9 protein-coding genes are annotated in these 12,549 nt (G+C 42.5%); 2 read left to right on the forward strand and 7 right to left on the reverse strand.

Going from position 1 to position 12,549, the window contains the following annotated elements:
* Nucleotides 1-34 precede the first annotated feature (34 nt).
* Together kdd and EQM06_RS13205 are read right to left on the reverse strand one after the other, a co-directional pair.
* On the reverse strand, nt 35-1,066 hold the full coding sequence (gene kdd / locus EQM06_RS11665) for an L-erythro-3,5-diaminohexanoate dehydrogenase (protein WP_128746534.1): 1,032 nt from the start codon (nt 1,064-1,066) through the stop codon (nt 35-37).
* Nucleotides 1,067-1,391: 325 nt separating this feature from the next.
* A complete protein-coding gene (locus tag EQM06_RS13205) occupies nt 1,392-3,470 on the reverse strand; it encodes a sigma-54 interaction domain-containing protein (RefSeq protein ID WP_230974970.1) in 2,079 nt (692 codons plus the stop codon).
* Nucleotides 3,471-3,638: 168 nt separating this feature from the next.
* Here EQM06_RS13205 and kal point away from each other — a divergent pair, with 168 nt between their 5' ends.
* A complete protein-coding gene (gene kal, locus EQM06_RS11675) occupies nt 3,639-4,031 on the forward strand; it encodes a 3-aminobutyryl-CoA ammonia lyase (protein WP_128746535.1) in 393 nt (130 codons plus the stop codon).
* Between the two features lie 259 nt (nt 4,032-4,290).
* Here kal and argH read toward each other — a convergent pair whose 3' ends face one another.
* Nucleotides 4,291-5,676: an argininosuccinate lyase gene (gene argH / locus EQM06_RS11680; protein WP_128746536.1), complete on the reverse strand. Its 1,386-nt coding sequence runs from the start codon at nt 5,674-5,676 to the stop codon at nt 4,291-4,293.
* Nucleotides 5,677-5,981: 305 nt separating this feature from the next.
* Between argH and EQM06_RS11685 the strand changes: the two genes are divergently transcribed.
* On the forward strand, nt 5,982-7,271 hold the full coding sequence (locus tag EQM06_RS11685; protein WP_230974938.1) for an IS110 family RNA-guided transposase: 1,290 nt from the start codon (nt 5,982-5,984) through the stop codon (nt 7,269-7,271).
* A gap of 240 nt (nt 7,272-7,511) precedes the next feature.
* On the opposite strand, the gene EQM06_RS11690 is transcribed toward EQM06_RS11685, so the two are convergent.
* From EQM06_RS11690 to EQM06_RS11705, 4 genes are all read right to left on the reverse strand, one after another.
* Nucleotides 7,512-7,772 (reverse strand): hypothetical protein, encoded by a 261-nt coding sequence (locus EQM06_RS11690; protein ID WP_128746537.1) that lies wholly within the window; start codon nt 7,770-7,772, stop codon nt 7,512-7,514.
* A gap of 101 nt (nt 7,773-7,873) precedes the next feature.
* Nucleotides 7,874-9,343, reverse strand: a complete 1,470-nt coding sequence (gene pepD / locus EQM06_RS11695) for a beta-Ala-His dipeptidase (RefSeq protein ID WP_128746538.1) — start codon at nt 9,341-9,343, stop codon at nt 7,874-7,876.
* 27 nt (nt 9,344-9,370) lie between these two features.
* On the reverse strand, nt 9,371-11,008 hold the full coding sequence (locus EQM06_RS11700; protein WP_230974971.1) for a putative manganese-dependent inorganic diphosphatase: 1,638 nt from the start codon (nt 11,006-11,008) through the stop codon (nt 9,371-9,373).
* Nucleotides 11,009-11,160: 152 nt separating this feature from the next.
* On the reverse strand, nt 11,161-12,498 hold the full coding sequence (locus EQM06_RS11705; RefSeq protein WP_128746540.1) for an FAD-dependent oxidoreductase: 1,338 nt from the start codon (nt 12,496-12,498) through the stop codon (nt 11,161-11,163).
* Nucleotides 12,499-12,549 lie beyond the last annotated feature (51 nt).

The following is a 12,549-nucleotide window of genomic DNA, read 5'->3' on the forward strand; positions in this document are numbered from 1 at the left end:
ATCAGCAGTATTGCGATTTTATTTCAATTTAAATTTAAGCATACATTTCTTGGAACAGTTTTCTGAGAGGTTCGCATTCTCTAAGTTCCTGAAGTGTTATTTCAGCATGACCCTTGCAATATCCATTGCCCACGATCATTTCGATATCCTTTCCTACACCTTCTGCTCCTAATGCTGCTTTTGTAAAACTTGTTGCCATGGAAAAGAAATATACCGTTCCACGTTCCTTGCAAGAAAGAATTGAAGCCATTTCTGTGTTTTCAATATTTACGCAGTTAATAACCACATCTGCAAGCTTGCCTTTTGTAAGTTCCATCACTTTGTTGTAAACGTCAATGGCATTTGTTGCATCCGCAGTTACATATTCGTCTGCCAAATTAAGATTTCTTGCTCTTGTTGTTGACTTCTCCGAGCCGCCTATGCAAATAACTTTTCCGGTTACACCGGCTCTCTTCTTTGCTTCATATAAGCATAGAAGACCGGACTTTCCGCCGCCGCCAATTACTACTACTGTATTTCCTGACTTGACTAGCTTTGCCGTCTGTGCAGGAGCTCCAGCCACATCTAAAGCGGACAGGGCGAGTCCCTCAGGCATATCTGTTGGAAGTTTTGCATAAATCCCGCTCTGGAATAGGATTGCCTGTCCCTTAATATCTACCTGATCAATAGCAGGCCTGATCTCAAGGATTTCGTCTATCCTAAGCGGAGTAAGTGAAAGTGAAACAAGAGTTGCAATCTTATCTCCTACTTTTAGGTCACCTACATAAGCAGGTCCAATTTCTTTTACGGTACCAATAAGCATGCCGCCAGAACCGGTCCAAGGGTTCTTGTGTTTACCAGCTTTCTCAACAATACCGAGCATAATCTTTTTAATCTCTTCAATATTTCCGCCAGCTCTTTTTTCAATTTCTGTAAACGATGCTGAGTCAATGTTCAAAGTCTTTACGTCGATTAGTACCTCGTTGTCGTAGATCTCCATGGTGTTATCAATAACATCAGCAGGTTGTGGCAACACTCCCTTTGGAGAAATAACTCTGTGTGTTCCATACGGACATCCTTTTTTCATATTGAATACCTCCTAAAAAATTTTATCATAAAAAATTAAAATAATTTTTATGGACCTCATAAATTTTCCGGCTAAAAGTATTCTTGCGCAATTATATAAAGCAATATCCGTGCCATACTGATGAAATTGTTTAAAATAAACAAGTTTCTACATATTATATACAGATTCATAAATTTTAATTATTATTTTGCTTTTAAAGGAGATTCCTCTTCTATCAGCAATAACTATCTTGCTATTGCTTCTTTCTATTCGAACCGATTTGGGTTCGAAAGCAAAATAATGTGAACCATTTTGGGTTCACATTATTTAAACGCTTGCGGTCCAGCTACTGTATGCCGTATTTTTTCTTTTTTCTCACCAGCTGTGTCTGGCTTATTCCAATGGCTTGAGCCGTTTTCCTCGTGGAGCCGTACTTCTCGCAGGCATGCCGGATCAGATTTTTTTCAAAGCTCTCTACCAGTGGCTCCAAGGCAAAATCTTTAGCGATTACTTCTTCAAAGTTATCCTCGTTACTAAAATCCATCTGTTCAAATGCATTATCATTTAAACATTTTATCACATCAATCAGCGTAATATTGGAGCCTTTCGCACTGATCATAATGCGCTGAACGGAATTCTCCAGTTCCCTGATATTACCTGTCCATTTACGCTCCTTTAGATAGTCGATGGCTTCTTCATCGATGCCCCGATTTATCCCGTATTTCTTGTTATAGGTCTTAACAAAGTGCTGTACCAATGCCGGTATTTCAGCCTTTCGCTCCTTCAAAGACGGCACCTTGACAGGAAACACATTCAGTCTGTAATACAAGTCCTGTCTGAATTGTTTCTTTTCGATCTGCTCCAGCAGATTTCTGTTGGTCGCAGAAATAATTCGCACATTGGTCTTGATTGGGGTGGTTCCTCCCACCCTGTATATTTCCCCATCCTGCGTCACTCGAAGCAGCTTGGCCTGTATGTCCAGAGGCAGCTCCCCTACCTCGTCCAGAAAAATAATCCCATTGTCTGCAGATTCAAAATACCCCTTTTTCCCGGAAGCATTTGCTCCGGTAAAGGCACCTTTTTCATACCCAAAGAACTCAGATTCCATCAGGTTCGGCGCAATGGCAGCACAATTTATTTTGATAAATGGCTGCATATTTCTTACACTGTTTTTCTGTATGATATTCGCAATTTTATCCTTACCTACACCGGTTTCTCCAGTGATAAGAACATTGCAGTCATACTTGGATACTTTCAGGATTTCCTCCAGAACTACTGCCATGGCACGGCTTTCGCAGATAAAATTTTCTGCCATGCTGTGTCTATAGCCCTCGCTGGATAGAACTCTGTCTTCCCTAATCAATGGGTATGCCAGATCCTCTTCAAACACGGCGCTGGAAGTGACCGCATCCCTAATATAAGGCGCCAGCTCCCGCCCTACCTCGATATCGAACTCATCATATTTTTCCAGATACCCGTCTGCACATTTCAGCTCTAAGTGTTTTGAGATGGATTCCGTTATATATAAGGCGATGTTATAGTTGTTTATAAAGTTTGCAAATATAACGGTTCCGCTGGATTTGGTCGCCAAAATGTTAATCGTTTCAGCCCCCGGAATATCCGCACAATTTACCGTCATATCAAACCGGGATTCAATATTCAGCTTTTCTAAGCACTCCATGGGTCTCAAAATGTTGACATAATGCACTTCATCAAAGACCTCGGAAAGCAATTTATCAATGGATTTGCCCACTATTACAAGGTCTGTTTTTTTATCAAACAAGCAGATGATCTCTGCGTCAGGACCCGCTTTTTTTCGGATAACATATCCGAACATCAAATTAGTCATAATATTGTTGCCTAAAACAAGGAAACTCTTACGCCCTTCGATTTCTCTACTCACCCGGTATAAAGTCCCCGATTCGTTGAAAATGAACAGCATCAAGTCTAAGGGAACCCCTTCCGGCTTTCGCACCACAGGGATCTTATCAAAGACAATGGCATAGCCCTCCACTTCCACCTGCTTAAAAGCCTTATCCACGCTTATAATTCGATTTATGTATAGAGGAACGCCTGCAAGCGATGTGTTGCAAAGAATCTCATCGCCGGGCTTCAGATTTTTTTCATTATTGTAGTCCTCACCGATTTCGTCCACGATTCCGTACAGCAGACCACCGGTATCCGTCACCGGATTGTGCAGCTTTCCCCGTTTCAGGACAATATCCATAATTTTCTCTTTGATCTGCTCATCGTGATTATTGGCTTCCAGACAGATTTGCTTGAAGCTTGTGGTTTCAATATGCAGACGTTTTATAGAGATTCTCATTTCCTCTGAGGATATTTCTCTGGAGTTGTCCAATTTCCATGCAGATGTAGGTAAAACATATTTTGGTTCTAAAACGCGTCGAATTCCATAATTTAACATATTTCACTCTTTCCTCACTTTTTTGTCGAACCAAAATCGGTTCGTTTTTATCTATTTTCAATAATAACTCATTGGCACGGAATTTGCAATTAATATTTGTGTCTATTTTTTATTGGACAACAATATATTTATTATCAATTTTAATGATTTACAAAAGGAGACAATATAATGGAGAAGATTTCATCAACATTAAGATTAAGAATGTCACATAAGGATGCTCACTACGGCGGAAGCCTTGTAGATGGAGCTCACATGGTTCACCTTTTCGGAGACCTTGCTACAGAGCTATTAATTAAAGTAGACGGAGACGAAGGTCTATTCTTAAGATATGACGAAGTAGAATTCTTAGCACCTACTTATGCTGGAGATTACATTGAAGTTTACGGAGAAATCACTAAGATGGGTAATACTTCAAGAACTATGACTTTCGAAGCTAAGAAAGTAGTTGCTGCAAGACCTGACATCAGTCCTTCAGCTGCTGATTCACTGGAAGAACCAATTGTAGTTGCAAGAGCTAAAGGTGTTTGCGTAACTCCAAAGGATTCACAGAGAAAGAAATAAGAAGTAAAATCATTCGACCAATAATACACCAATAGATATTTAAATTTGGTTATGTGAAATATGTGATGCATTGGTATTGCATATGAACTTAACATATATGTCCGTAATATTCGGACAATCCTTCATCATCTTTTTTATTTTATGCAAGAAAACCTCTGTTCCTCCAGAGGTTTTTTTGCGTTCGGTTATATGCAATACCCTTGCGTCTCTGCTATACCTTCCACTGGTTTTCCCCATTCTTTCGAACTGCACTGTCAGATTATAAGGTCAGCTCTGCAATCCACTCTCCTCCGACTCGAATTTGTCTTCGGACTTCTACCGGTGCCGTTCCTCCAAAGGATACTCTTGCCTTTACACAGCCCTCTATACTTAAATCAGGAAGCCTGTCCAGCGAAAGCCAGCTATCTATAGCTTCTAAATCACCTTCTGTCAGATCTGTAAAATCCTTATTATTATTTTCACAGAATTTTACCATTTTGCCCACCACCTCGTGCGCTTCTCTGAAAGGCATCCCCTGTTTCACAAAATGCTCGGCAATATCTGTAGCATTTAAAAACCCGGTATGCAAATGCTTTTCGATCCTGTCCATTCTAAACTCAGTCTTTTCAATCATTTTTGCAAAAATTCGCAAGGAAGCCTTCCAGGTATCCACCGCATCGAATAAGCCTTCTTTATCTTCTTGAAAATCTTTATTATATGCCAGCGGCGTTCCCTTCATGACGGTCAGTATCTGCATCAAATGTCCGTACACGCGGCCTACCTTTCCTCTCAAGAGTTCCGCCATATCCGGATTTTTTTTCTGAGGCATGATACTGCTTCCTGTGCAAAAACTATCATCTATGGAAATATAACTGAATTCCTGTGAATTCCACCACACGAACTCTTCCGCGAACCGGCTGATATGCATCATGGAGATGGATGCATCACTTAAAAATTCAATGACATAGTCTCTGTCGCTGACACTGTCCATAGCATTTTCCGTGGGTGCCTTAAACCCAAGCATTTCAGAGGTGAAATACCTGTCTGTCGGTAAAGTGGTTCCGGCCAGAGCACAGGCTCCCAACGGGCAATAGTCCATTCTTTCATACGTGTCCTGCAATCGCTGGATATCCCTCTTGAACATTTGAAAATATGCCATTAAATGAAACCCTACGGTTACCGGCTGCGCATGCTGCACATGGGTGAATCCGATCATAATCTGATCGGCATATTGTTTTGCTTTTTCCAGCAGTACTTTTTCCATATAAACTAAATTTTCTATTACTTCTTTGATTTGTTCCTTTAAATAGAGTCTGGTGTCTACAGCCACCTGATCATTTCTGCTTCTGGCCGTGTGCAGTCGTTTCCCCGTATCTCCCAGTGCCTCGATCAAAGCACCTTCCACAGCCATATGGATATCCTCCTGCTTGATATTGAACTCAAATTCCCCTTTATCTATTTTATGTTTAATCTCTGTAAGACCTTTTATGATCTTCTCTTTTTCTTCTTCTTTCACGATGCCCTGTTTCGCCAGCATGGACACGTGAGCAATACTTCCCTGTATATCACAGGCATACAGCCTTTTGTCCACGCCAATGGAAGCGTTAAATTTTTCAACGATTTCATCCATGCCTTTTTCAAATCTACCACTCCATAAATTTGCCATAACACATTCTCCCTCGTATAATACTTTTTAGATACATAAATGTACCTTGATAACTTAATTAATATTTGTTCAATAGGCTTAGTTAAGCCCATGATATAATTGTCTTAGTGTCAATCAGGTAATAGTTCTTTTTTCTCCTGTTGAACCAGTAATGGTTGCTTCATAGTAAGTCTGTTCCCCTGACATGGAAGTTAGCTTCAAACCGGCTGGCTGTTTGCTTAAGTTTATGGACGACCATCTAGCAGTGTGGTTTCGCATCTGTCCATCTTAAGCTGGATTCTTATATGCGAGGGTGTCGATGCTCCATGTTCATGGGTTTTACCAAGCCGATTGAATACTCAAATCTAACTACGAAAGAAGGTGATTTTATGAACCCACTTTACGTCGGAATTGATGTAAGTAGCAAATCCAATGTCGTTTATCTTATGCTTCCTAATGGTAACAAGCACAGTAACTTCGCAGTTGCTAACTCACATGATGGTTCTATTCAGTTGGTAAAAAGAATCTGTTCTGCTTTAAATTCCAGGTCCCTTGACACCGTACTCATAGGTCTCGAATCTACATCTGTCTATGGTGACAATCTCGTGTATTTTCTAAGGGAAGATGCATCTTTAGCATCCTTTCACAGAAAGATTCATGTCCTCAATCCAAAGCAGGTTAAAAAGTTCAAAGATGCTTATAATGACCTGCCAAAAAATGATTATGTGGACTCTTTTGTCATTGCTGACTGCCTGCGTTTTGGAAGAATCAACAAAGAGGTATATGTCGGAGACTATCACTACAAAGCTCTCCAAAACCTCACACGAGCACGTTATTTCGCCGTTTGCAATCTTACCAAGGAAAAGCAACGCTTTATGAATGTGCTGTTCAAGAAGTATTCATCCATGACACAGGAGAAGGTATTTTCCGATACCTTCAGCACTACAGCTCTTGCTGTCTACGATGAATTTGAATCCGCAGAAGCACTGGCATATATGGACTTACAAGAGCTAACCGCTTTTATCATGGAGAAAGGAAAGAACCGCTTTCCTGATCCAGATACGGTAGCCAAAGCCATTCAGAAAGCTGCCCGGAGTTCTTACCGTTTACCTAAGACGGTAAATGACTCTGTGAATCAGGTGCTCTCTATATCCATAACCTCAATGAAGGCATTGGAAGCTCAAATCAAAGAGTTCGATAAAGCGATTTCAGCCCAAATGGAACTCTTGCCTAACGTATTGATATCCATTCCAGGCATTGGTCCTGTTTATTCTGCTGGTATTCTATCAGAGCTTGGAGATATCAATCGTTTTAATAATCAGGCGCAGCTTGCGAAATATGCAGGTCTTGCCTGGACTCAGCACCAGTCTGGTGATTTTGAAGCACAAAACACAAGACTCATCCGATCTGGCAACCGATTTTTAAAGTATTATCTGTGTGAAGCTGCATTCTCTCTTGTAAGATGCGACAAGGAGTACAAAGCTTTCTATCACCAAAAGTACAACGAGGTGAACAGATATCAACACAAACGTGCACTCGCATTAACTGCCCGTAAATTTGTGCGGTTAGTCTTTACGCTGCTTAAAGACAATCGCCTATATCGCTCAGCAGAATAGAGGAATCTCTCTGCTGATGAGCTACGCCCTGCTCATTTTTTAAAAGTGATCGACAGGGCTTAGGTGGTCGTTTTTTGTTTTTTGAGAAACTGGTCAAGAATATATGATTTTTATTTCATTTCTCACTTGACATCACACCACTGGACTTACTGTCTCATCAGATTATTATTTTTAATTTTAACATATATCACAAATTAATTCTACATTTTTGTGTTTTATAACAAAATAAAAAAATAGCCTCTATTTATTAGCGGCCATTTCATCAAAAATTTCCTTATAGGTCATTTTCTTCTGTTCTTTATCGTGATTTTTATGGAGCGTATTTGTTTTTTGAGGAGCCGACTTCAATCGGGCTGTCTGCTCTGCCGCCTGCTGAATCCTAAGCTCCCGCAAAACCGAGTTCCCTGCTGAAACAATTTCTTCCGCATCCTTATCAAATTCCTTCTTGCTGTAATCATCGCCCTCGGGCAGGAATAGATGATTTCCTAAATTCTTGTACATGATCCCTGTCCCCCAGTTATTTTGCCTTTCCGGTATAATACGTATACGTTATATGTCAGTTGTCATTTCCCATATACCCATTATATCGGAAGAAATGCTTCTCACTTAAGCTCTTCCAGCAATTTTAGCAGGAATCCCCACACTCGGTTCACAGAAGCGGCACTCATCCGCTCCCCCGGCGAATGAAAGCCCCAGCAGCTGGGACCCACAGCGACCGCATCCATCCACGGCATGCTCTGCAGCAAACATCCGCACTCAATCCCCGCATGAATGACAATCGGCTTGAGTTGTTTGCCAAATTCCCGCTTAAATACTTCCATGGCTTTCTGCCGAAGCTCCGACTCCGGGTTATAAACCCATGCGGCATACTCAGAAAAGAACTGAATCTCTGCTCCAAATATCCGGCACAAAACGTTCAGTTGATTTTTTATATGCTGACAGGTTGACGCAAAAGCCCCTCTAAGTTCTGCTTCAACTTCCAGATATCCGTTTTGAAATCGGAGGATGCCCAGATTAATGGAACTTTCCACCACCCCCGGCATGACACCGTTCATATTTCGTATGCCATCTGGAAATACATATAGAAATTGCACCAGCTTATCTAAGCTGTCTCCGGAAATTGCTCCGGGCTCTGCCTGGGATATAGCTCTGCACTGTACCTCCAGGGCATCGCAGATCCCCCTATATTCTGTTCTGAAAACTGTGCTCATCTGCTCTACAATACACAGGGCTTCCTGCTCTTGATCCTGCGGAATCAAAAATTTAGCTTCCGCTTCTCTTGAGATGGCAAGCCGTGAAGTACCGGCTGAGATGCTGCATAAATGAATATCTTGTTTTTTGTTTAACTCATATAAGCAACGTACCAGAAGATTAATGGCACTTCCATGACCCTTCTCAATATCCTCTCCGGAATGTCCTCCGAGCAATCCGCTGATTCTCAGCTGAAAGGTTCGATATTCGCGCCCTTTTGGAACTGCCTCGCAGGTGAATGGCAGCTTTATCTTTACCCCCGATCCGCCGCAGCTTCCGGTCAATATCTCATCTTCTACAGACTGATCCAGATTGATCAGCTTTCTGGCCTGAAACATTTCAGGAGAAGCGGTCAGCGCGCCCTTAAAGGTGGACTCTTCCTCTGTGGTAAGTAAGATTTCCAAAGGGGGATGTTTTAAATTTCTGTCTTCCAAAACAGCCATACAATAAGCAACGCCAATGCCATTATCCGCACCAAGGGTCGTACCTGAAGCTGAGGATATCATATCCCCTTCTATTTTCAATAAGATGGGATCCCTGGAAAAATCATGGCTGCTATCCCTGTTCTTTTCACAGACCATGTCCATATGAGCTTGCAGCATGACCGGATCCGAAGCTTCATAACCTGTCGAAGCCGGTTTCTTTATAATGACGTTTAATGCCGAATCCTGCTGTGCCTCCAGCCCTTTTTCAACGGCCCATTGATATATGTAATCGCTTATCTGTTTTTCGTGGCCGCTCTCCCTTGGAATCCGTGATATTTTCTCAAAATAATACATCACCCGCTCAGGTTCCACGCCGCTGAGCACTCTTTTTTCCATACTCTTTCTCCTTCTCGCCTGTTTTTCTTACTCCTGCATGGCGCTCATTAACTGAGGAATCACCTGTTTCTTTCTGGATACAATATTCTTCATCACAATGAAGGAATTTTCTGCTTTTGCTCCAAATGCTCGTTCCACGATGTTTTTAGCATTTTCTCCCACAAACAGCAATTCCGTAGATTCATGAATCACATCTGTCAGCATAAAGAAAAGCATATCCGCGCTGGAGGTCTTGCAGGCATTTTCCATAAAGGACAAAAGCTTGGGCTTCAATGCCGCCAGCTCCTCCCCATCTAAAGAGGTGATCTGCCCGGCACCAAATTTTATGCCGTTGCTGGCAAACTTTTTATAATCCTGATAGAAAATTTCTTCCGTGGTCTTATCTTGCAGGGAACTGCCTGCTCGAAACATAGCCGCTGCATATTCTTCTATACGGATTCCTGCAATCTCTGCCAACTTTTCCGCCGCCAGCTTATCCGGCTCTGTGCAAGTAGGAGAACGGAACATTAACGTATCTGACAAAATAGCTGAGCATAGTAATCCGGCTATTTTCGAATCAATTTCTACGCCCAGCTCCGCATACATCTGATATATGATCGTTGCCGTACACCCTAACGGCTGGTTCCGGAAATATACCGGAGCAAGGGTTTCCAGATTGCCGATTCTGTGGTGGTCGATAATTTCTATGATCTCAGCCTCTTCAATGCCGTCCACAGCCTGAGATTTTTCATTGTGATCCACCAGAATAATCTTCTTTTTTCTCATGTTGATCAGAGATCTTCTGGAAAGCATGCCGCAATAGTTTCCTGCTTTGTCCAGAACCGGAAAATCCCGGTGACGTATTTTCGTAACGGTCTCTTTCATGTCGCTGATGTAATCATCTTCTTCGAAGCTGACAATGTTTTCTTTGCGCATAAAATACCGTATGGGCGTACTCTGGCTGATGAGCCTGGCCGCCACATAGGTTTCGCACGGTGTACTGATGATTCTGCAGTGATTCTGCATGGCTATTTTTTTAATGGTCTTGGATACGGGTGCGCCCATGCACACCACAATACATCCGGCGTTCATCTCGATGGCGCACAGGTGTGATTCAAACCGGTTTCCCGTAATAAATATATCGCCTTTTTCAATATAGTTTTCCAACAAATCCGGATTTGCAGCTCCGATAAGAATCTTGCCCTCCTCCACACAGCCTTCTTCATCTCCCACGATCATAGTACCTTCAAGGGTATCCAAAATATTTCTATAGGGGGTTTTAGACAGAGCAAGGATTCGGGTTTCGTAAATATCCATATTGGCTGTGGCAATATCGTTTACAGAAATAATTCCCTCCAGCTTTCCTTCCGAGGTAACAGGCAGGGTAGCATTGGCTGTATCCTTCATCATATTCCAAGCCTTTTTCAATGAAATCCCGCTGTTGATACCGTCAATTTTCTTAATGGCTACATCTCTGATCTGAGTCCCCACATCTGCAATCAGTTCCGGCGTTTCCACGCCAAAGGTCTCCAACACATATTTCGTCTCGTTGTTCACCTGACCCGCCCGTCTGGCTTCGTAGTATTTATCCGATGTCTTATTCTTTAACTGGGCATATGCAATGGCGGAACAGATGGAATCTGTATCCGGATTTTTGTGTCCTATAACATAAACCGGTTTATCCAATTTCTCATTTCCTCCTTCATCTTTCGTTTTTATATTCCGCCTCGTGCCGCAGCACGGCTGACAGAATGTGCATCTCGTTTTTCTATATTAGATTAGTATACCAATTTTTATAACTTATCGTCAATGCCTTCCCAATGTTTACCGGACTTTCCCTATATGATTTTTTCGTTATAGATTCCGGCAAGTCCTGTTCTGGCTACGCGTCCGGCTATAGCCTCTGAGTCTGAACTGTAAAGCTGTTTTTCCTGCATTCTCTTAAAATACTCTGCACCGGCAAAGGTATATCTGTTCATAAGCCCTTCCCGTGTTTGAAGCCGTTCGTTTGCATATGCAATCAAATCTCCGGCAGCTAGCTGTCTCGGCAGTTCCATTGGTTTTAAGCCTTTCAGGTATCTTGCACTGTTGTATCCCGCCAAACTTCCTGTGGTGATGGCTTCCGTATGCCCCACGAACAGGCCTGATTTTTCTCCGCCGCACAAAAGGTTTTCAATGCCTTTTACCTTCATATAATCATCTCTTTCCGTGACGGATAAATACCGGATGGAGTTTCCCTTTCCGCCTGCATAGGGGTCTGCATATCTGGCATTTTCAAGCCCCGGTACTTCCCGTAATTTTTCCAGCGGAAAGAACGGCGTCATAATTTTAGCATAGCCGGTATCTAAGAGTACTATGTTTTCCGCATATTCATCTAAAGCATACTGCTGACAGACCTTTAAATTTAATTTATCCTTAGAAATATCTTTTGCTTCCAGCGGTATCACGGCTACCCCTTTCTCATTTAATTCCTCCTGAATTTCTTCGGACAGGGAACCCTTTTCCAATTTACCGGAACCGCTGAACGCTCCCCATGCTCCATCCTTTCTCATCCCCATGATGTCTGTTACCCCTGCCTTCTGAGAAATGCTGACTCTAGGGCCAAAAGCAGGGCATCTGAGGATACACATACAGCATCCATTCCCGTAAGCAAGGCAATTTCCCATAGGTCCCGTAGATCCTGTACACTCAATAAAAACATCCCCTTCTATCGTCTGCAGGTCTGTATTTCTCTGCCCGAGGCCTGCTCCATTAGTAACAATCAGGCTTTTTATATATTTGCGGGATTTTTCTTCCGGCAGCTCTGCCATTTCGGTTACCACATCGATCACTCTCGACATCAGGTGGATTTCAACTCCCAGTTCTTTAAGAAGCCTTCTGACTTGCGGTTCTACTTTCATAACGTCGTACAGGCTGGCATGTTTATGTCCCGGAAAGTCGATATTCCTATGCCTAGAACAGCCGTCTGTTATGCCAAACAGTTCAGCTGCACCCAGTGCAATATTTTCCTCCGCAGCAGTAAATCTACCGTTATTACGCATGATACCGCCCACATTGCCCAAGCCTAAAAGCAGATCCGTCTTTTCGATCAGCACCACGGACGCCCCTGCCTTCCGAGCGGCCACAGCCGCCGCACAGCCCGACCAGCCGCCGCCGATAACAACAACTCTATACATTAGAAAACCTCCTCTGATTCAAATATCCACATATTAAGATATTCCAATCAA

Origin of the sequence: Aminipila luticellarii, from assembly GCF_004103735.1 — a bacterium.
Taxonomy (GTDB): domain Bacteria; phylum Bacillota; class Clostridia; order Peptostreptococcales; family Anaerovoracaceae; genus Aminipila; species Aminipila luticellarii.